This window comes from Massilia sp. CFBP9012 (assembly GCF_034045115.1).
Classification (GTDB): Bacteria; Pseudomonadota; Gammaproteobacteria; order Burkholderiales; family Burkholderiaceae_D; genus Telluria.
Window position 1 is genome coordinate 51799 of the sequence record NZ_JAXCWM010000005.1, and the last position, 20573, is coordinate 72371.

Sequence of the window (20573 nt, forward strand, 5' to 3'; positions counted from 1 at the left end):
GCCGCGTCGGGCCACGAGCTGTCGACGCACCAGGCACACAACTTTGGAGAAGCAAGATGAAAGACATGCCCAACGATCTGCGCAACCAGACGCTCGCGCTGGTCAACGCCAACCAGTCCGCCGACAGCGCGCAGGTCAATGCCCTGACCGCCGCCTGGATCGGATCGCTCGACGACGAAGACCTGGCCGGCACCGCGCCGCAAAGCCTGGCGCCGGTACTGGTGGACGGGTTCTCGCAACTGGCCCAGCGCAGCGGCCCCGGCGCCCAGATCGCCACCATGCGCTACCTGGACGGCCGCGGAGGCACCGCCACCGCACTCTTGATTCTGAACGACGACCGTCCCTACCTGGTCGACTCCTTCGTCATGGCCCTGCGCCGCGAACGCATCACCGCCGCCGGCGTGATGAACGCCGTGCTGCCGGTGCGCCGCGATGCCAATGGCGCCTTTGCCGCCATCGGCGAAGCCGGCAGCCCGCTGGAATCGATCGTCCTGTGCCTGCTGAACGATGAACTGCAGTTCGAAGAACTGGACAAGCTGACCGCGCGCCTGCGCATGGTCGCCAACGACGCCGCCACCGTGCAGCGCGACGCCGTCGCCATGGGCGACCGCATGACGGCAGTCGCCGCCGCCGCTGCTGCCGCCGGCACCCCGGAAGGCCAGGAAGTCGCGGCCTTCCTCGAGTGGGCCAAGAACGAGGGCTTCGAGCCGTTCGGCTACGCCTACTACGTCGTCAAGCCGGGCGCGCGCGAACTCGAACGCGACATCCCGAGCCGCATCGGCGTGCTCAAGGACACCGCGCACCCGGTCTACGGTACCTGCCTGGCCAGCATTCCGGGCGACTTCGAGACCCTGTCGCTGCGCGCCGAGAACCTGTCGATCGTCAAGGCCGACGTGGCCGGCACCCTGCACCGCGACGCGCCGCTGGACTTCATCGGCGTGCGTGACCTGGATGCGCAAGGCAAGATCCTGGGCGAGCACTGCTTCATCGGCCTGTTCACCCGCGCCGCCACCTCGACCCCGCTGGCGCGCCTGCCGTTCGCGCGCGGCCGCGTGGCGCGCGTGCTGTCGATCGCCGGCGTGCGCCAGGAAGGCTTCCGCGCCGAGAAATTCATCGAGATCCTCGAATCGCTGCCGCGCACCGAAGCGCTGGAAGCCGAGCCGGAATGGCTGGCCGAAGTCTGCGGCGCCGTGGTCTCGCTGTACAAGCAGCCGCGCGCCAAGGTGTTCGCGCGCCGCGACGTCTACCAGCGCCACCTGAACGTGCTGGTCTACCTGCCGCGCGAGCGCTTCAGCGCCGCCGTGGCGTCCAGCCTGGCCGCCGCCCTGAAGGAAAGCTCGGGCGCGCGCGACGTCGACGTCCAGACCCTGGTGGCCGACGGCCCGCTGGCGCGCGTCTACCTGACCGCCCACGCCGCGCGCTACCCGCTCGACCTGGAAAGCGATATCCAGCGTCCGCTGCTGGGCGTGCTCGATGGCTGGCATGACCGCTTCGCCGAGTTGATCAACTCGGTCGACGAAAGCCGCCAGCGCAGCCTGATGCGCAAGATCGTGCCGACCCTGCCGGTCAACTTCGTCGCCGCGACCACGCCCGAAACCGCGTTCCGCGACGTGCATGCTCTCTTGACCCGCTGCCGTCCGGACCGCGTGACTGCGCGCATCGAGCACGATGACGCCGCCGGCGCCTCGATCCGCCTGTATTCGAGCGAGACCGTGCCGTCGCTGTCGCGCATCCTGCCGGCGCTGCAGAACGCCGGCATCGCGGTCGACCGCGAGCAGACCTACCGCCACACCGGCCTGGACGGCGTGCGCCGCTATGTGACCGCGCTGACGGTCGATGCCGAGAGCGCGGCCAAGCTGGCCAAGCCGGGCATCGCCCAGGTGGCCGAAGAACTGTTTTCCGCCCTGTTCAACGACGAGGCCGAAGACGGCCGCATGAACGGCCTGACCATCGAAGGCGGCCTGTCGCTGCGCGAAGTGCAGCTGGTGCGCGCCTATATCAGCTACTGGCGCCAGCTGGGCTCGAAGTTCTCGGTGCGCTACATGGCCGAGACCCTGCGCACCCAGCCGTCCCTGGTGAAGGAATTCGTCGCCGGCTTCATCGGGCGCTTCGACCCGAGCCTGAGCATTGATCAGCGCAACGAAGGCAGCAGCAAGCTGTACACCCTCAAAACCGGCCTGCCGAGCGTGAACCACGCCGACACCGAAGAGATCATGGGCGCGCTGGTCGACCTGGCGCTGGCCACCGTGCGCACCAACTACTTCCAGAACGGGGGCGAGAAGATCATCTTCAAGGTCGACACCAGCAACCTGGCGCTGGCGCCGGAGCCGCGTCCCTTCCGCGAGATCTATGTGTTCTCGCGCCGCTTCGAAGGCGTGCACCTGCGCGGCGGCCCGGTCGCCCGCGGCGGCCTGCGCTGGTCGGACCGCATGGAAGACTACCGCACCGAGGTGCTGGGCCTGGTGAAGGCGCAGATGGTCAAGAACGCCGTCATCGTGCCGGCCGGCTCGAAGGGCGGCTTCGTCTGCAAGCAGATGCCGACCGGCGCCCCGCGCGAAGTGGTGGCGGCCGAGGGCGAGGCAGTCTACCGCCTGTTCATCGCCAGCCTGCTGGAAGTGACCGACAACCGCGTGCAGGGCGAGATCGTGCCGCCGGCGGCCACCGCGCGCCATGACGGCGACGATCCTTACCTGGTGGTGGCGGCTGACAAGGGCACCGCGACCTTCTCCGACATCGCCAACAGCATCGCCGTCGAACGTGGCTTCTGGCTGGGCGACGCCTTCGCCTCGGGCGGCTCGAACGGCTATGACCACAAGAAGATGGGCATCACCGCCAAGGGCGCGTTCGAAGCGGTCAAGCGCCACTTCTACGAACTGGGCCACGACCTGGCCAACAACCCGATCACCATGACCGGCGTGGGCGACATGTCGGGCGACGTGTTCGGCAACGGCGTGCTGCTGTCGCGCCAGCTGAAACTGGTGGCGGCCTTCGACCACCGCCACATCTTCCTCGATCCGACCCCGGACGTCGAAGTCTCGTTCAAGGAGCGCGAGCGCATGTTCGCGCTGCCACGCTCGTCGTGGGAAGACTACGACAAGAACCTGATCTCGGCTGGCGGCGGCGTGTACCCGCGTAACGCCCGCTCGATCGAATTGTCGCCGCAGATCCGCGAAGTGCTGGGCATCGAGGAAGCCTCGCTGCCACCGCAGGAACTGATGCACCGCATCGTCAAGGCGCCGGTCGACCTGTTCTACAACGGCGGCATCGGCACCTATATCAAGGCCTCGACCGAAACCCACGCGCAAGTGAAGGACCGCGCCAACGATGCGATCCGCGTCAACGGCAACGAACTGCGCTGCAAGGTGGTGGCCGAGGGCGGCAACCTGGGCGCGACCCAGGCCGGCCGTATCGAGTTCGCGCTCGCCGGTGGCCGCATCTTCACCGATGCGATCGACAACTCGGCCGGCGTGGATTGCTCGGACCATGAAGTCAACGTCAAGATCTGGCTCGACACCGAAGTCAACGCCGGCAAGCTGCCTGAAGCCGACCGTAACCGCATCCTGAACGAGATGACGGGCGAGATCGAGCGCCTGGTCCTGCGCGACAATACGCTGCAGACCCACCTGCTGACGCGCGAAGTGCAGGCGCAGGCCAATAGCGCGGTGGTTGACGGCTACATCACCCTGATCGGCAACCTGGAAGCCGAAGGCGCCGTCTCGCGCGAGCTGGAACAGCTGCCGACGGACGTCGAGCTGCAGCGCCGCAAGTCGTTGGGCCTGGGCCTGACGGCGCCGGAGCTGGCGGTGGTGATCGCCAACGTCAAGAACCGCTTCAAGCGTACCCTGGCGGCGCTCGAGCTGACGGGCGAAGCGTGGGCCGACTCGCTGCTGCGCCCTTACTTCCCGGCCCAGCTGGTGGCGACCCGCGATCCGCTGGATCATCCGCTGGCCAACACCATCCTGGCCACCGTGCTGGCCAACGAGGCGGTCAACCGCTGCGGCCCGTTGATGCTGCGCGACCTGGCGCTGGAACACCGCATCGACGAGACCGAAGTGGTCAAGGCATGGGCCCGCGCCTGGGCTGCCCTGCACCTGGCGCCGGTATTCGAGGCGCTCGACGCAGACGCGCTGGTGGTGCCGCGCGATGTGTCGGTCTCGGTCGACAACCGCAGTCGCGCCATGCTGCGCGCCACGGTCGAAGGCGTGCTGTCGCTGCCGGCCAATTCGGAAGGCCTGAAGGAACTGTCGACCCTGTTCGCCGAGGCCGACGGGAGCCAGGCGCCGCAGATCCGTTCGGAAGCCGACGGCCACACCGGCCTGCCGGTGCCGTTCGCTGCGGCCTGGAAGGCGGTCGAGATCATCGAATCGCAGGCCTCGTTCCTGTTCGCTGCCGTGTCGGTGCAGCGTCCGGGCGGCATGACCCTGCTGCAGTTCCTGCAGATCGGCACCGTGCTGCGCCAGAAGGTCGGCATCGATACGCTGGAACTGGGCCTGAAGCTGCCGGCGCAGAGCAAGTCGCAGGAACAGCTGCGCAACTATGCGCTGCAATCGCTGCGCCGCGCCCAGCAACGCCTGCTGCTGCAGGTGATCGAGCGTGCGGGCCAGGACGGCAATATGGAATCGGCGGTGGAAGAAGTGATGGCTGCGCGCGGCCTGACCGGCTTCGCCCAGCCGGCCGACCTGGAGCAGGCGATGCTGGACGTGTGGGCCTTGTCCGAAGGCCTGAGCCCGGAACGTCTGGCGGCTTGAGTCGTGAGCGCATTGCCTGAAGCAGTGCGCGCGCTGGCCGAGGCGGATTTCGCCTCGGTCGCGCAGCGCTTCGAAAGCGCCGGCTTTGCCGTCGCGCAGCCGGCCTCCGGCGTGCTGACCGTCAAGGCGGCGACGCCGGATGCCGGCCGTCCCAGCGTGCTGGTGTCGGTGGGCGTGCATGGCGACGAGACCGGACCGATCGAGATGGTCGCGTACCTGGTCGAGGCGCTGTCGCGCACGCCGGAGGCGCTGGCGGTGGACCTGATGCTGTGCGTCGGGAACATCGATGCGATCCGTTCGGCCAAGCGCTTCATCGATGCGGACCTGAATCGTATGTTCCGTCTGGAGCGTGGTTCGCTGGCCGGGACTTTCGAGGCTGGCCGCGCCGACGTGCTGATCGACGTCACCCGCGCCTTCTTTGAAGGCAGCGGGCCACAGCGCTGGCACCTCGACCTGCACACGGCGATCCGGCCTTCGCACTATCCGATGTTCGCGATCGTGCCCGAGCTGATCGCCGACCGGGCCCGCGACACCCTCATCGCGTGGATGGGCGAGGCCGGGATCCAGGCCATCATCATGAATCCGGCCTCCGCCGGCACCTACAGCTATTTCACGTCCGAGCATCTCGGCGCGGCCGGCACCACGGTCGAGCTGGGGCGGGTCGGCACGCTGGGGCAGAACGACCTGTCGCAGTTCGCCGATGCATCGAAGGCGCTGGATCGTTTGCTGCGCGGCCGACCGGCCGGGGAAGCGAAAGTGGCGCCGCACGTGTTCGCGACGGCACGCTCGATCATGAAGCTGTCCGATGCGTTCAGCATGCGCGTGGGCCGCGAGACCTGGAACTTCACGCCGATGAAACGGGGAGAGGTGATCGCTTCCGACGGCGACACGGTCTACACGGTCGAGCACGACGAGGAACTGGTCGTGTTCCCCAACCCCGACGTGCGGGTGGGCTTGCGCGCCGGGATCATGGTGGTGCGCATTGATTGACCATAACGGGCTGCGGCCCGTTTTTTTTCGCGCCCTGCACGAATCGGTGGACAGGACTAGACTTGTCCTCCTCGACACGCAGGAGTCACCATGAGCAAGCTGTTTTCCCCATATTCCCTCGGCCCACTGGAGCTGCCCAACCGCATCGCCATCGCCCCGATGTGCCAGTACTCGGCCGTCGACGGACTGGCCACCGACTGGCACATGATCCACCTCGGCAACCTGGCCCTGTCCGGCGCCGCGTTGCTGATCATCGAAGCCACCGCCGTCACCCCCGAGGGCCGCATCTCGCCGGACGACCTGGGACTGTGGTCCGACGATCACGCCAGGGCCCTCGAACCGGTGATCGCCGCGATCCGCCGTCACTCCCCGATCAAGGTCGCGGTGCAGCTGGCCCACGCCGGCCGCAAGGCGTCGAGTGAAGTGCCATGGCAGGGTGGCGCCAACATCCCGCCCGGCCAGCCGCGCGGCTGGCAGACCGAGGCCCCGTCGGCCGTGCCGCATGCCGACGGCGAGACCGTGCCGCTGGCGCTGGACGCCGCGGGGCTCGTGCGGGTGAAGGATGCCTTCGTGGCCGCCGCCCGCCGCGCCCAGGCGCTGGGCCTGGATGCGATCGAGCTGCACGGCGCCCACGGCTACCTGCTGCACCAGTTCCTGTCGCCGCTGGCCAACCGCCGTGACGACGCGTATGGCGGATCGCTCGAGAACCGCATGCGCTATCCGCTCGAGGTGCTGGCCGCCGTGCGCGCGGCGGTGCCGGGCATGACGGTGGGGATGCGCATCTCGGCCACCGACTGGGTCAAGGGCGGCTGGGACCTGGAGCAGAGCGTGCGTTTCGCCCATGCGTTGAAGGCCCAGGGCTGCGACTTCATCCACGTCTCGACCGGCGGCGTCTCGCCCCTCCAGCAGATCCCGCTGGGGCCGGGCTACCAGATCGAGTTCGCCGAGCGCATCAAGCGCGAGACGGGCTTGCCGACCATCGGCGTGGGCCTGATCACCGAGGCGCGCCAGGCCGAGGACATGCTGCAGCGCGACCAGGCCGACGTCATCGCCCTGGCGCGCGCCATGTTGTACGACCCGCGCTGGCCCTGGCATGCGGCGGCCGAGCTGGGCGACCAGGTGGTCGCGCCGCCCCAGTACTGGCGTTCGCAGCCGCGCGAGCATAAGGAACTGTTCGGCGATACGCGGCTGGGCCAGCGCTGATCCGTTCGCGCCGTTTTTCTGCAGTCCAGCGCGCCCTTACTGCACTTTGTCGCATGCAGATGGCGGCGCAACAGGGCGCTTGCTAGAGTGACATCACTCGAACAACAACCTGATTGGACTGCCATGCGTACCCTCATCGCCCTTGCTTGCCTTGCAGCGCTCACCGGCTGCGCCATCATTGTCGCTCCTGGCGATGGCGACACCCGCGTGCACACTGCGTGGAGCAGCGACTCGAAAGAAGGCGACGGCGTGGCCGCGCGTGACCAGCGTGCGATAACGGCGCTGGCGGCGCTGGACGTGAGCGGTTCACTGCCGGTCGAGGTGCGCGTCGGTCCGGCGCCGTCGCTGGTGGTGGAGGCGGACAGCAACCTGCTGTCGCTGATTCGCACCGAGACCCAGGGCGACACCCTGCGCATCTATTCCGAGAAGAGCCTGCGCAGCAAAACGCCGCTGCGCATCGTCTACACCACGCCGCGCTTGAGTGAAGTGCGCGCATCCGGCGCCACCCGCGTCGAGGTGAGCGACTTGAATGGCGCGCCGCTCGACGTGAAGAGGAGCGGTTCGTCCGAAGTGCGCCTCGCGGGCAAGGTGGGCAACCTGAATGCGCGCTCCAGCGGTTCGGGCCTGCTGGACGCGAGCCGCCTGCAGCTTGAGGGCATCGACGCGACCCTGTCGGGATCGAGCCGCATGCGCCTGGGGCAGGTAAAAGGGGATCATGCGCGCCTGGAGCTGAGCGGATCGAGCTCGCTTGAGGCCAGCGGCGCGGTGCGCTCGCTGAGCGCCCGCGTGAGCGGCTCGGCCAACGTCGACCTGGCCGACCTGAAAACCCAAGACGCCGACCTCGGCGCCAGCGGCGCCGGCGGCATCCGCGCCACCGTGAAGCAGTCGCTGTTCGCCCGCACCTCGGGCTCGGGCGGCATCCGCGTGTATGGCCACCCGGCCCAGCGCAGCATCACTGGCGACCGGGTGCACCTGCTCGATTAAAGCAGGTTGTCCAGCAGGTCCGGACCGAACACTTCGCGGTGCAGGCGCTCGGCCGGGGCGCCGTCTTCCAGCAGCGCATTCCACTGCGCCTGCATGAACGGCAGCGGGCCGCACATATAGACGTTGGTCTCGCTGCGCGGCCACTTCGGCAGGCGCGCCAGGTCCATGAAGCCCGGCAGCACGTCAGGGCCAGCGTCCTGCTCGTGGAAGGTCACCACCTGCAGGTTCGGCATGCGCGCCTTGGCGGCGGCGATATCGAGCTGGTGCGGATGATGCTCGGGGCAGCGCGCGGCGTGCGCGAAGATCACGCGGCGCTGCGGATTGACCAGGGCGATGCGGTTCAGCGCGCCGATCATCGGCGTGATGCCCACGCCGGCCGACAGCAGCACCACCGGCTCGTCGGATTCGGTATCCGGCAGGAAGTCGCCGAACGGGTAGCTCACCTGCAGGATGTCGCCCGCTTCCACATTACGGTGCAGCCAGTTCGACACGGCGCCGGCCGGGATGTTGTCGTTGCCTTCCTCGCGCTTGACCGAGATGCGCATTGAATCGACACCATGCGCATCCGACAGGCTGTACTGGCGCAGCTGACGGAACCCGTCGTCGAAGACCGCTTCCACGCTCACGTACTGGCCGGCCCTGAACGGCGGCAGCGCCTCGCCATCCTGCGGCACGAAGCGGATCGACAGCACGTTCTCGCTTTCCTGCACGACCTCCGTCACGCGCATCGGACGCAGGTAGCCCGCTTCGATGCCGGCATCCGCATACATCCTGGTTTCGGCGTCGATGAAGACCTTGGCCAGCGAGCCATAGGCTTCTTCCCATGCCTTCATCAGCGGATCGACGGCGGCATCGCCCAGGGTCGACTTGATCGCGCCGAGCAGGTGGAAGCCGACGATCGGGTAGTGGGCGGCGGTCAGGCCGACCGAGACGTGCTTGTGCACGATGCGGCTGACCACCGGGCCGAGGGCGGCGGCGTTGTCGATGTTGGCGGCGTAGGCGAACAGCGCCGAGGCGAGCGACTGCTGCTGCACACCGCTGGCCTGGTTACCCATATTGAACAGGTTCCGCAGCTCCGGGTGGGCCTTGAACATATTGGCGTAGAAGGTGGTCGTGATGGCCGGACCGTGCTGGCGCAGGACGGGAACCGAAGCGTCGATATAGGGGCGGGAAGCGGCAGAAATCATGGAAGGTCCTTATTAGATGCAATTTAAAAGCATGTTTTGGTGCTGAAAAAAGCCCGCCAGATGGTCTTCGCGTGCGGGCAACGGTAAGTCGACGGAAGAAATTCTATCAAAGATGCTCTGCAAATGCACCTTATTTAAACTCTTATTTCAACTATTTATTGCGGGGGAGGCGGACTCCCCTATAATCGCAACTTCGTTTTTGAGACTGTCGAGCTGCGGCCGCCGAGCTGCGATCGCTAAAGTGCATTGAAGGACACGCCGTGAACCAGACCCTGGGCCAGAAGCTGTTACGTACCAAATCGGCAGCACCCCACCATGAGGATACCGCCAGCGTCGGCGTCGCCGGCGCCTTGCCCGGCCTGCATCGCTCGCTCGGCCTGTTCCCGCTGACCATGATCGGCGTCGGCGCCACCATCGGCACCGGCATCTTCTTCACGATGGTCGAAGCGGTGCCGAAAGCCGGTCCGGCGGTCATCCTGTCCTTCCTGCTGGCCGCGCTCACCGCTGGCCTGACGGCATTGTGCTACGCCGAACTGGCGGGCCGGGTGCCGGCCTCGGGTTCCTCGTATTCGTTCGCCTATGCCACCGTGGGCGAATTCGCGGCCTTCATCGTCGCCGCCTGCCTGCTGCTCGAATACGGGCTGGCCGCCAGCGCGACGTCGATCGGCTGGTCCGACTACCTGAACAACTTCCTGCTCAACGCCTTCAACTGGCAGATACCGGAGCAACTGCGTTCGCCGATGTTCGTCTCGGACCACCATGCCGTGACTTTCCATCCGGGGAATATCAACCTGCCGCCGATCATCCTGGTGATCCTGTGCGGCTTCCTGCTGGTGCGCGGCGCCAAGGAGTCGGCCACCACCAACGCCATCATGGTGATCATCAAGCTGGCGATCCTGGTGTTCTTCGCGGCGATCGCCTTCACCGGTTTCGACGCCAACAACTTCCAGCCCTTCTTCAATACCAACGAGGCCTCGGGCTATGCCGGCATGGCCGGCGTGACCGCCGCCGCCGGCACCGTGTTCTTCTCCTTCATCGGCCTGGACACCATCGCCACCGCCGGCGAAGAGGTCAAGGACCCGCGCCGCAACGTGCCGATCGGGATCCTGGCCGCCCTGATCATCGTGACCGTGTTCTACATGCTGGTCGCGGTGGCGGCCATGGGCGCCCAGCCGGCCCAACAGTTCGAGGGCCAGCAGGCCGGCCTGTCGGTGATCCTGCAGAACGTGACCGGCCAGGCCTGGCCGGCGCTGGTGCTGTCGGCCGGCGCCGTGGTCTCGGTGTTCTCGGTGACCCTGGTGACGATCTACGGCCAGACCCGCATCCTGTATGCGATCAGCCGCGACGGCCTGATCCCGCAGGTATTCCAGAAGGTCAGCGCGCGCACCAAGGCGCCGGTGAAGAACACCATGATCGTGTGCGTGGTGGTGGGCATGGTGGCCGGCAGCGTCGATTCCACCTTCTTGTGGGATATGGTGAGCATGGGCACCCTGACCGCCTTCATGGTGGTCTCGATCGCGGTGCCGGTGATCCGTAAGCGCCAGGGCGCGGATGCGCCACCGGGCTTCCGCGTGCCGTTCGGCCCCTACGTGATCCCGGGCCTGTCGGTGCTGGCCTGCCTGTACATCATGAAGGACCTGTCGCCGGCGACCTTCCGCGTGTTCTTCATCTGGATGGGCGTGGCGGTCGTGGCTTATTTTGGCTACGGCATGCGCAACAGCCGGCTGAACAAGGCGAAGTAAGATGGACAAGTTCGAACAGCGGCGCGACCGTTTCGCGCTGTTCGACGGCATGGACAGCCCGTCGGTCAACCTGTGCTTCCCGCTCGAGCTGCCGGACTTCCGGCCCTGGTGCAAGCAGCAGGACCTGGCGCCCTTCCACGTGCTGCTGTGCGCAGTGCTGCGCTCGGTCCTCAAGATCGAGAACTTCCGCTACCGCATCCACGACGACGAAGTGATCCGCATCGAGCGCCTGATTCCGTCGTTCACCGTCAAGAACCAGAACGACGACCTCAATTTCGCGACCTTCGACTGGTCGGACGACCTGCGCGAATTCGTCGCGCGCGGCCGCGCGGCCGGCGTCGCGGCGACGAACATGACGGGGCTGAACCAGCATTACACCACCCTGTCGCCGCGCGACGCCAAGGACCAGGTGTTCGTCACCTGCATTCCCTGGCTCGAGTTCACCTCGATCCAGCATCCGACCACGCGCGTCGGTCGCTCGGACATTCCTTCGCTGGCCTGGGGGCGCTTCCGCGACGGGGCTGACGGCAAGCTGGTGCTGCCGTTCTCGGTGCAGGCCCACCACGGCTTCGTCGACGGCTTCCACATCTACCAGCTGGGCCAGCAGATCGCGGCCGAACTGGCGGCGATGATGCGCTGAGCCGCTACCTCAGCTTGTCGCGGTGCTTCGCGAAGAACGCACCGGCATCGGCCATGGCCTTGCGATAGCCCTTGAACGGCCGCATGAACAGCTTGGTGCCGATGGCCGCGACCGCGACGAGGGCAAGCAGGAAACCCGCCTCTGTGTCGAACCAGCCCTCTCCCATCCAAACCAGGATCATGAACGGGGCGCCGAGCGTTAGGCAGAACAGTCCGATCAGCCGGTCGAGCGGCCTGAGGTTGTAGTTCCAGAGCGGATTGCTATCCGTCTTGATCGCCGCGCCCGTTTCGAGGTCATGGATACGCCCCGGAATGCCGTCGTCGCTGTCGGCCGGACCGACGTACACGACGGCGTAGCGGCGTCCGATCGTCATGTTCCCGTTGACAGGGATGGTGACGTTGAATTCCCGGCCCGACCTGGTCGCCAGGGTGGCCAGCTTGGTATGCTTTGTCGTGTTTTTGATTCCGTCACTGCTGGTGGTCACGAACGACCTGCTCTGGCGCGTGAGTCCTTTCAGCGTGCCCAGTTCGGTGAACATCTTCCAGTGCATGCCGGTCGCGCGAAAAGTGGCGATCGCATCCCACTCCGCCTTGAGTTCGCGCTCCAGTGCATTGGTCTGCAGTTTCCCGCGCGCGATGACCGCCGACTCGTTGCCGAGATCGGCCGCCTGGGAAATCAGCTGTTCGTAGCTCTCCCCAGGTCCCGGGGCCGCGCCTAGCCGGATCGATTCCGCCTTGAAGGCCAGGTAGTCGGCGCGCAGGGTTGGCGCTGAGCGCTCGAACACGTGAGCCAGTCGCTGGAGGATGTCATAAGCTCCTTGCGCATTGCGCGGAACGACCTTCTCTTCCATATAGACTTGTGCGATCAGGAGCGCGGCATCGGTATTCTCGTCCTTGTCGACGCTGTCCGACAGGATTTGCAGGGCGTCGAGTGGCTTTGCCGCCTGGCCCTCGCCGGCCAGCATCATCTTGCCCAGCAAGGTGGCAGCGTACGGTATGCCCTTCTCATGGGCCCTGGTGGCGTTCTCGATCGCGCCCGCGTAATCCTTCGACCCGTGCTGCAGCTTGGCCAGCCAGTAACGACAGAAATCCGAGCCGAGATCGGCCGCCATCTTCGTGTATTTGAACTCCTTGATCCGGTCCGGACGGATCAGCGGAGCGCCTTCCGCATAGGCGCTGATGAGCAGGTCGGCCGCTTCGAGATTGCCCTGTTCCAGCAGCGCGATGGCTTCCTTCTCCGCCTCCACGACTTCGCTGGCTACGGTGCTGTTGAGTTGTCTCTTGAGGTCGTCGATATCGATGAGCATGGTGGGGTGCGGACCGGGTCCGCCTGGTGCATTGAGGGTGATGACAGGCGCCTGCCTGCCGCAGCGCCCCCGGCCTGGCAGGGCGTTCACGCATTGTAGGAAGGGTGCTGCGCGCAAACGAGCTGTAAGGAGTTACAGGGCGGCGCTCAGGGCGCGATCAGGCCCAGCGCCAGGGCCTTGGCGACGGCCTGGGTACGGGTGCGTGTATCGAGCTTGCGCATCGCGTTATCGACGTGGAAGATGACCGTCCTCTCGGCCACCGCAAGGATGCAGGCGATCTCCCAGGAGGTCTTGCCGGCGCTGACCCAGGTGAGGATTTCCTTTTCGCGCGCGGTCAGGTGGATCGGTGGGACCGCCTGTGCGGCCTGCCGGTCCAGGCGGCGCAGGCCCTCGTGCAGGTAGCTCATCAGCATATGGCCCTGGCTGACTTGCCGTTCGACGGTGCGGCGATCGGCCTGCCTGTCGTTCTCCATGGTCAGGCTGAGCAGCGCCAGCTCGCCGGGGCCGCCGATGATGGAGCAGGTCATGCCGGTCGCCAGGCCATGCTGGCGGGCTTCGTCGAACAGCCGGTCCTTTCCCTTGTCCGGCACCGAAGGATGCCGGTGCCAGATAATGGGAATCATCGACCGGCTGCATTCCTGGACCATTGGACGATGCTGGCGTAGCCCGCTTCTCCGTAGCGCTGTGCCCATTGCGGCAAATAGTCGGTCAGGATCCGTGGCGAACTCAGGTCGGCGACGTCGAGCGCCGAGCCGCTGCGGGCCTGTGCGCCATAGTAGAAGGATTCGAAACCGATCGCATGGACCGCGCGACGCAGGCTGGCGGCAAGCCGGTCGCGGTTTGGTGCAAGGAGAAGGCTTTCGAACTGGCGCAGCATGCGGGGCCTGGGGGTGAGCAAGCACGGATGGACTTGCCGTCACCCCGGAGCGTAACGATAAGTATGCCGGAGTGTCAACTCATTGCGCCAGCGGCCGCACATATTCCAGCAGGCTGACCAGGGTCTTGCCCGGCTCTTCCCACGGCGCCATGTGGGCCGAACGCTCGAACCACACCGCCCGCTTCGACGGCGCCTTCACCTGCGCCAGCCAGGCCTCGGTGGGGGCGGTCGGCGTCGTGTAGTCGTGGCGGCCCAGGAACATCACGACCGGGATCGGGAATTCCCTTACCTTCGAATAGTCGACCTCCACGAATTCCGGCAGCAGCCGGCCCAGCGTGAGCAGGCTGCCGGCGTCGATGGCCTTGACCTGGTCGATCGTGTAGTCGGGCGAGAGCAGCGGCCCCTTGAAGAAGTAAGTGGACTCGCTGCGGTAGGCCGACAGGCCGCCATAGTGCTGCGGCCACTTGCGCGCGGCCACGATGCGCTCGCGCGTGATCGGCTGGCTGCCGGGATAGGGTGCGATCGCCTGCAGCTCCTTCAACGCTTCCCTGTCGTCGTGGATGCGCGCCTGTTCCAGCGCATATTCGAAGCTGATGCGTTCGTTCTCGCGCACGCTGATCACCTGGCCGATGCCGACGTAGGCGTGGAACAGGTCGGGACGCTTCATTGACGCCGCCATCGAGATCACGGTGCCCCAGCTGTGCGCCATCAGCACCAGCTTCCGCTGGCCGTAGCGTCCGCGCAGGTGTTCGGCCACCTCGATCAGGTCGTCGACATAGCGCTCGATGCGGATCGTCTCGGCCACGATGGCGGGATCGGTCTCGCCATAGCTCTTGCCGGCGCCGCGCTGGTCGTAGTTGGCGACCGTGAAGAACTCCTCGATCGGTCGCTGGAACTGCCACATGGTCGGTGTGACCGGCGAGGCCGGGCCGCCGTGCACGAACAGGATCATCGGGTTGGCCCGGTCCTGGCCGCGCACATTGATCCATTGGTCGATGCCGCCGATGCGGGTTTTATAGGAATCCTGTACACCGTGCGGCGCCACGATGCGCTGCAGGTCCTCGACAGCGGCGCGGGCGCCGGCCAGCCGCTTCGCATCGCTACTTTCCTGTGCGGAGGCGTCCGCGCACAGCATGCCCAGCGCGGCCAGGCAGCAGATCAGGATGTTCTTCATGTCGCTCTCCCATCGTCTTTATGCATCCAGTCTAGCGGGCGCCGCACGGCCAGTCCCGGCGCGCGCGATAGACGGGCGAAACAGCGGAATGGACTGCACAAATTCCATGAAAAAGGCCGCGCCCCTTGCGATGACGCGGCCTTCAAAGAAAGAAAGAACGATTACAGCGCGTTCATCTCTTTCAGCAGATTATCCGCCTTGTCGACTTCCTTCATATTCCACAGCATGTAGCGGGTGTCGACCTGGATCGAGCGGGTCATGGCCTTGTTGAAGTCCCAGTCCGAGATGATCGAATCCAGGGTGCCGTCGAAGGCCAGGCCGATCAGTTCGCCCTTGGCGTTCAGCGCGGCCGAACCCGAGTTGCCGCCGGTGATGTCGAGCGTCGCCAGGAAGTTGACCGGCAGGGTCTTGAGCTTGGGATCGGCATACTTGCCGAAGTTCCTTGCCTGGATCGCGGCCAGCTGATTGTCCGGCGCATCGAACTCGCCTTCGCCGGTGTGCTTGGCGGTCACGCCAGACACGGTGGTGAAGGCGGTCCAGCCGGTGGTGCCGTCGGCGCCCACGTCACGGCCGGCGATCTTGCCGAAGGTGACGCGCAGGGTGCTGTTGGCGTCCGGGTAGACGGCCTGGCCCTTGCTGTTCATGTAGGCGATCTTGGCCTTCATGTAGTTGCCATAGGCTTGCTGGATCTTGCCGGCCGATTCTTCGCCTTTTTCCTCGTCCTTGATGTCGGCGTCGTACATCGCGACCGCGGCCTTGATGAAGCTGTCGTTCGAGGCCTTGAAGTCGGCCGGCGACTTCTTGAGCCACGGGGTGCGTTCTTCCTTGCTGGCCAGCTTGGAACCGGCATAGATGCGGTCCAGCGCCGACTTCAGTTCGGCTTCGCTCATGCCCGGCTTGATGCCCAGGGCGGCGTCGAACGATGCGTCATGCTCGGCGGCCGGCTGCGCGTTGTACTGCTTCAGGAAGTTCAGCACCAGCGCCTTGTCGACTTTTTCGTCGTAGGTGCGGTCCTGGCCTTCGATGACCGAGGTCAGGCGCGGCAGGTCGCGTTCCTGGTAGCCGGTCTTGCGCTCGGTGTCCGGCTTGGCGCGTTCGTTGGCCAGGCGCACCAGCGTACGCGCCGAGGTCAGGAACTTCGGCTGGGCGTAGGTCAGGAAGAAGCCTTTTTTGGTGCCTGCATCGCGTTCGGCGATCAGCTTTTCGGCCGCGTCGATGTCGGCGCCGTACTGCGCCTTGCGCGATGCATCGGCATTCACCCAGGCCTTGAGCGCATTGTGCTCGGCGGTCTTGCGCTGCAAGAAGTCGCTGCCCTGGTAGGAGACCAGCATGCCCTTGCGGTTCTTGTAGTAGTTGTTCACGCCGGCGATCTGGCCGGCATATTTCAGGCGCGCGGCCGGGTCGTTCTTGGTCTCGCGGTCGATGATGGCCAGGGTCTCGCCCGAGGCTTGCACGAAGGCCGGGTAGTTCCAGTCGAAGGTGAAGGCGACTTCGGACGGCAGGCGGTGGCGGTTGGTGCGGCCAGGGTAGCCCAGCACCATCACGAAGTCGCCTTCCTTGGCGTGGTCTTGCGCGAGCTTGATGATGTGCTTCGGCTTGTACGGCACGTTGTCCTTCGAGAACTCGGCCGATTTGCCGTCGCGGCTCACATAGGCGCGGTAGAAGCCGTAGTCGCCGGTGTGGCGCGGCCACATCCAGTTGTCGGTGTCGCCGCCGAACTTGCCGATGCCGTCGGCCGGCGCGTGCACCAGGCGCACGTCGCGGATCTCGAGCTGCTTGAGGCGGTAGAACTCCAGGCCGCCGTAGTAGCTGGCCACGGTGCAGCGGTAGCCGGCATCCTGTTCGCAGGCCGCCACCAGGGTCTTCTGGTTCTTTTCGATGGCGTCGATGCGGGCCTTGCCGGTCAGCTTGGCTACTTCAGGAGTGATCACCTGGTTGCTGACGTTGGTCACCTCGTCGGTGACGAAGATGCGGCTGCCTGGCGAAGCCGGCAGTTCCTCGGCCATGGTCTTGGCCAGGAAACCGTTCTTGAGCAGGTCGCGCTCAGGGGTCGAATTGACGGCGATGCTGTTGTAGACGCAGTGGTGGTTGGTAACCACCAGGCCTTGCGGCGACACGAAGGACGCCGAGCAGCCGCCCAGGCTGACGATGGCGCCCATCGGGAACTCGGTCAGCTTGGTCAGATTGGCCGGATCCAGCTTGAGGCCGGCGGCTTTCAGTTGCTTGGCTACTTGTGGCAGCTGTTGCGGCATCCACATGCCTTCGTCCGCGTGGGCGGCGAAGCTACTCAGGATGGCGAGCGAGAGAAGGGTCTTTTTCATGCGCGTTTGATCTGGTTGGGAAGGGATACTCATGAACTCTTGGAGCGTTCATGAGTATCGTTATCCGGTATCGGATCGTCAACCTGTATTTCAAACGAGTAAAGCCAACCGTTTGTGTTGCAACAGCCGTTCTTATAACTGCTTGTCGATCAACGACACTGCCCAGGTGCTGAAGCGCTGCCACCACGGGCGCTGTGCAAACTTGTGCTCGGTCACCGGCGTGGCGCGTGCCCAGTCCTGTTCGTAGATCTCGCTCATCTGCGCCGCGAAGTCTTCGTCCAGCACGTTCAGGTTGGCCTCGTCGTTGATGCTGAACGAACGGTTGTCGAAGTTGGTCGAGCCGACAGATACCAGGAGTTTATCGACGATCAGCGTCTTGACGTGGTACATGGTCGGCTTGTATTCCGAGATCTGCACGCCGGCCTCGAGCAGTTCGGGCCAGCGGTCGCGCGAGGCGGCCTTGACCAGGTCGGAATCGATGATCGGGCCCGGCGTGATCAGGCGCACCCGCACGCCGCGTTTCGCGGCCGCGATCAGGGTGCGGATGGTCAGCTCGTCCGGCACGAAATAGGCCGCCGACAGGTCGATCGTCTCGCGCGCGGCGGTGATCGACATCAGGTACATCAGGTGCATGCTCTCGCTGCCGCCGGTCGGCGAGCTCGAGAACATCTGGGCCGGCATCGTGCCTTTCGGCTCCAGTGCCGGGAAGTAGTCGGGACCGTCGAGCACTGCGCCGGTGGCCTTGGTCCAGTTGTCGTTGAACACCGCCTGGATCTGGCCGACCACCGGGCCTTCGATCCTGAAGTGGCTGTCGCGCCAGTGATTTTCATCTTCGGCATTGCCGCGCCACTGGTCGGCGATGCCGACCCCGCCGGTAAAGCCGATCTTGCCGTCGATGACCAGGAGCTTGCGGTGGGTGCGGTTGTTCATCCGCGCCAGCTTCCACCAGACCGGCTTGTGATAGCGCTGCACGCGCACGCCGGCCTTTTTCATCTCGTCGACCAGCGCATTGTCCATCTTCATGCTGCCCATGAAGTCGAGCATGACGTGGACTTTCACGCCGGCGCGGGCGCGCTCGGACAACGCTTCGGAAAATTCCTTGCCGATCGATTCCGACCAGTAGATATAGGTTTCCAGGTTGATCGACTTTTCCGCCTGGCGGATCGCGGCCAGCATGGCGGGGAAGATCTGGTCGCCATTGATCAAGGCGTCAACCTTGTTTCCTTCAAGAATAGGGGGCCCCAGCAGCACACCCATCGAGCGGCGAAATTGCGGATCGTGGGTGTCGTACTGCCGTGTCAGTTGCCGTTCGATCTGCTTTTCGCTCGGCATGAAATTCAGCGCCAGCACGCCCAGCACCAGGGTCGCGGCGACTGTGATCAACACTGTCCAGAACATTTTTGGGCTCATCAATAAAACCACAGAGGAAAAAAAACCAACGCACGTGGCGTTGGTTTTTACAGATTGCGTGTCGTACTCATTAACGAACGCGACCGCGGCGCAGCAGATTCACGATGGCCAGCAGGATGACCGCGCCCAGGAACGAGACCAGGAGCGAAGCGACACTGAAGTCGTCCGAGTTGATGGTGCCGGTGCCGAACAGCGGCGACAGCAGCCAGCCGCCCAGGAAGGCGCCGATGATACCTACGACGACGTTAAGAATGATGCCTTGCTCTGCGTCGGTTTTCATGACCATGCTGGCAAGCCAGCCCAGAATGCCGCCGACGACGATCCAGATGATGAATAACATGGTTGCTTCCTCCTCAAGTAAAAAGACATACCCCCAGGCCCAACAGTTGCCGTGACCATGGGAAAAAGTCTAGAGATGCGTCCCCATCAGGTCGGTGCGGCAACTCACGTTAGATAGCGTTTTTGCATCGCTGTTCATGCACCGGTCCGGTCGATCGTGGATGCATTGGCCGCATTTCCGCGGGTCTGTGTCAACCGTGCGTCATCGAACAGAGCCATGCAGCTCATGGGCATAAGGTGGACCTCCCTGGCAGTGCCGCTTCAACAGCGCCTGGCCACCCCAACTACCAGAAAGGATTCGACATGAGCAGCTACGACACCAATCGTCAGAACCAGAACCAGCGCATGGTCACCGGCCTGTTCCCGGACCGCGCCAGCGCCGAGCGCGCCTATGGCACCGTGTCCGATCGCGGCTATACCCGCGACGACGTCAACCTGATGATGTCCGACAGCACCCGGACGACCCACTTCGCCGATAAAGATACGGAACTGGGCAGCAAGGCGGCCGAAGGCGCCGGCATCGGCGCCGGCATCGGCGGCACCATCGGCGCCGTGCTGGCCGGTATCGCGGCGGTCGGCACCACGCTGGTGCTGCCGGGGCTGGGCGTGGTCGTCGCCGGTCCGTTGGCGGCGGCCCTGGCCGGCGCCGGTGCGGGCGGCATCACGGGCGGCCTGATCGGCGCGCTGATCGGCGCCGGCATCCCGGAAGAACGCGCCAAGCACTATGAAGAAGGCATCAAGAACGGCGGCATCGTGATGGGCGTGCATACCCGCTCCGACGAAGACGCGGCCCATATCCAGGAATCCTGGACCAAGCAGGGCGGCTCGCACGTGATCGGCGCCGGCCTAGGCATCGCGGGCGGCGCGGCGCTGGGCGCCACGGTCGGCACCGTTGCCGGTCCGATCGGCACCGTGACCGGCGCCGTGGTTGGCGGCGTGGCGGGCGGCATCGCCGGCAAGGGCGTGGGCGAAGTGGTCAATCCGAAAGCCGGTGACGACCTGGCCGAACACCATCTGGCCAAGGGCGTGGGCGCCGGCACCGGCGCAGCCGCCGGTGCGGCGATCGGCGCCGTCGGCGGTCCGATCGGGATGGCGGCAGGCGCCGTGGTGGGCGGCCTGGCCGGCGGCGCGGCCGGCCGTGGCGCGGGCGAGGTCGTCAATCCGAAAGTCGGCGACGAACTGCACGACCACAACCTGGCGCAGGGCGTGGGCGCCGGCGGCGGCGCGACCGCGGGCGCGATCATCGGCGCTGCGGCCGGCCCACTGGGCGTGGCGGCGGGCGCGGCGATCGGCGGCCTGGCGGGCGGCGCGGCCGGCAAGGGCGTCGGCCACATGGTCAATCCGCACGAGGAAAACGAGTACTGGCGCACCCAGTACCAGACCCAGCCGTACTACACGCCGGGCTATACCTACGACGACTACGCGCCGGCCTATGCGCTGGGCTACAACAGCTATGGCAAGTACGATGGCGGCTATGACGCCAACGAAAGCCACCTGGCCGGCGAGTGGGACCGCTCGAAGGGCAATTCGCGCCTGAAGTGGGACCAGGCCAAGTCTGCCACCCGCGCCGGCTGGCACCGCGTCGAGCGCGCGATTCCGGGCGATTTCGATCGCGACGGCCGTTGATCGGCGCCGATAAAAGCTGATCGACC

Annotated in this window: 14 protein-coding genes and 1 pseudogene; 7 read left to right on the plus strand and 8 right to left on the minus strand. The window is 65.7% G+C overall.

The genetic code is table 11. From position 1 onward, the window contains the following. The first annotated feature begins 56 nt into the window (after positions 1-56). The 4 genes from SOM61_RS09305 (at position 57) to SOM61_RS09320 (ending at position 7925) form a co-directional block, all read left to right on the plus strand. Positions 57-4748: an NAD-glutamate dehydrogenase domain-containing protein gene (locus SOM61_RS09305; protein ID WP_320473830.1), complete on the plus strand. Its 4692-nt coding sequence runs from the start codon at positions 57-59 to the stop codon at positions 4746-4748. A 3-nt stretch (positions 4749-4751) separates the two neighbouring features. Further along, complete coding sequence (locus SOM61_RS09310) at positions 4752-5738, plus strand: succinylglutamate desuccinylase (RefSeq protein ID WP_320473831.1); 987 nt, start codon at positions 4752-4754, stop codon at positions 5736-5738. A 90-nt stretch (positions 5739-5828) separates the two neighbouring features. Beyond that, a complete protein-coding gene (locus SOM61_RS09315; protein ID WP_320473832.1) occupies positions 5829-6941 on the plus strand; it encodes an NADH:flavin oxidoreductase/NADH oxidase in 1113 nt (370 codons plus the stop codon). Positions 6942-7064: 123 nt separating this feature from the next. Continuing rightward, positions 7065-7925, plus strand: a complete 861-nt coding sequence (locus SOM61_RS09320) for a head GIN domain-containing protein (RefSeq protein ID WP_320473833.1) — start codon at positions 7065-7067, stop codon at positions 7923-7925. On the opposite strand, the gene SOM61_RS09325 is transcribed toward SOM61_RS09320, so the two are convergent. Further along, a complete protein-coding gene (locus SOM61_RS09325; protein WP_320473834.1) occupies positions 7922-9112 on the minus strand; it encodes a globin domain-containing protein in 1191 nt (396 codons plus the stop codon). The two genes, SOM61_RS09320 and SOM61_RS09325, sit on opposite strands and share 4 nt — an antisense overlap. Before the next feature lie 260 nt (positions 9113-9372). Between SOM61_RS09325 and SOM61_RS09330 the strand changes: the two genes are divergently transcribed. Together SOM61_RS09330 and SOM61_RS09335 are read left to right on the plus strand one after the other, a co-directional pair. Continuing rightward, entirely contained in the window at positions 9373-10854 is a 1482-nt protein-coding gene (locus tag SOM61_RS09330; RefSeq protein WP_320473835.1) for an APC family permease, read from the plus strand. Position 10855: 1 nt separating this feature from the next. Then, on the plus strand, positions 10856-11494 hold the full coding sequence (locus tag SOM61_RS09335; RefSeq protein WP_320473836.1) for a CatA-like O-acetyltransferase: 639 nt from the start codon (positions 10856-10858) through the stop codon (positions 11492-11494). Between the two features lie 4 nt (positions 11495-11498). Here the strand turns inward: SOM61_RS09335 and SOM61_RS09340 are convergent, their stop codons facing one another. From SOM61_RS09340 to SOM61_RS09370, 7 genes and pseudogenes are all read right to left on the minus strand, one after another. Then, positions 11499-12800, minus strand: a complete 1302-nt coding sequence (locus SOM61_RS09340) for a tetratricopeptide repeat protein (RefSeq protein ID WP_320473837.1) — start codon at positions 12798-12800, stop codon at positions 11499-11501. Between the two features lie 146 nt (positions 12801-12946). Continuing rightward, positions 12947-13273 carry a helix-turn-helix domain-containing protein gene (locus tag SOM61_RS09345; protein ID WP_414674965.1) on the minus strand — a complete coding sequence of 109 codons (327 nt, stop codon included), beginning with the start codon at positions 13271-13273 and terminating at the stop codon, positions 12947-12949. Next, a pseudogene (locus SOM61_RS26465) lies at positions 13250-13677 on the minus strand (autoinducer binding domain-containing protein); the annotation flags it as partial. The pseudogene SOM61_RS26465 and the gene SOM61_RS09345, both read right to left, overlap by 24 nt. Positions 13678-13756: 79 nt before the next feature. Continuing rightward, positions 13757-14851 carry an alpha/beta fold hydrolase gene (locus tag SOM61_RS09355; RefSeq protein ID WP_320473840.1) on the minus strand — a complete coding sequence of 365 codons (1095 nt, stop codon included), beginning with the start codon at positions 14849-14851 and terminating at the stop codon, positions 13757-13759. Positions 14852-15012: 161 nt separating this feature from the next. Then, positions 15013-17172 (minus strand): S46 family peptidase, encoded by a 2160-nt coding sequence (locus SOM61_RS09360; protein ID WP_320473841.1) that lies wholly within the window; start codon positions 17170-17172, stop codon positions 15013-15015. A gap of 132 nt (positions 17173-17304) precedes the next feature. Then, positions 17305-18570 (minus strand): cardiolipin synthase, encoded by a 1266-nt coding sequence (gene cls / locus SOM61_RS09365; RefSeq protein WP_320473842.1) that lies wholly within the window; start codon positions 18568-18570, stop codon positions 17305-17307. Between the two features lie 82 nt (positions 18571-18652). Further along, entirely contained in the window at positions 18653-18922 is a 270-nt protein-coding gene (locus tag SOM61_RS09370; RefSeq protein ID WP_123067791.1) for a GlsB/YeaQ/YmgE family stress response membrane protein, read from the minus strand. Positions 18923-19224: 302 nt separating this feature from the next. On the opposite strand from SOM61_RS09370, the gene SOM61_RS09375 reads away from it, so the two are divergent. After that, positions 19225-20547: a hypothetical protein gene (locus SOM61_RS09375; protein ID WP_320473843.1), complete on the plus strand. Its 1323-nt coding sequence runs from the start codon at positions 19225-19227 to the stop codon at positions 20545-20547. Positions 20548-20573 lie beyond the last annotated feature (26 nt).

What these genes read in the sequence shown, in the direction of transcription:
- SOM61_RS09370 (WP_123067791.1), bottom strand. Translation starts at nt 18,922, where the DNA reads ATGTTATTCATCATCTGGATCGTCGTCGGCGGCATTCTGGGCTGGCTT.
- SOM61_RS09305 (WP_320473830.1), top strand. Translation starts at nt 57, where the DNA reads ATGAAAGACATGCCCAACGATCTGCGCAACCAGACGCTCGCGCTGGTC.
- SOM61_RS09355 (WP_320473840.1), bottom strand. Translation starts at nt 14,851, where the DNA reads ATGAAGAACATCCTGATCTGCTGCCTGGCCGCGCTGGGCATGCTGTGC.
- SOM61_RS09315 (WP_320473832.1), top strand. Translation starts at nt 5,829, where the DNA reads ATGAGCAAGCTGTTTTCCCCATATTCCCTCGGCCCACTGGAGCTGCCC.
- cls (WP_320473842.1), bottom strand. Translation starts at nt 18,570, where the DNA reads ATGTTCTGGACAGTGTTGATCACAGTCGCCGCGACCCTGGTGCTGGGC.
- SOM61_RS09320 (WP_320473833.1), top strand. Translation starts at nt 7,065, where the DNA reads ATGCGTACCCTCATCGCCCTTGCTTGCCTTGCAGCGCTCACCGGCTGC.
- SOM61_RS09340 (WP_320473837.1), bottom strand. Translation starts at nt 12,800, where the DNA reads ATGCTCATCGATATCGACGACCTCAAGAGACAACTCAACAGCACCGTA.
- SOM61_RS09345 (WP_414674965.1), bottom strand. Translation starts at nt 13,273, where the DNA reads ATGGAGAACGACAGGCAGGCCGATCGCCGCACCGTCGAACGGCAAGTC.
- SOM61_RS09335 (WP_320473836.1), top strand. Translation starts at nt 10,856, where the DNA reads ATGGACAAGTTCGAACAGCGGCGCGACCGTTTCGCGCTGTTCGACGGC.
- SOM61_RS09375 (WP_320473843.1), top strand. Translation starts at nt 19,225, where the DNA reads ATGAGCAGCTACGACACCAATCGTCAGAACCAGAACCAGCGCATGGTC.
- SOM61_RS09360 (WP_320473841.1), bottom strand. Translation starts at nt 17,172, where the DNA reads ATGAAAAAGACCCTTCTCTCGCTCGCCATCCTGAGTAGCTTCGCCGCC.
- SOM61_RS09325 (WP_320473834.1), bottom strand. Translation starts at nt 9,112, where the DNA reads ATGATTTCTGCCGCTTCCCGCCCCTATATCGACGCTTCGGTTCCCGTC.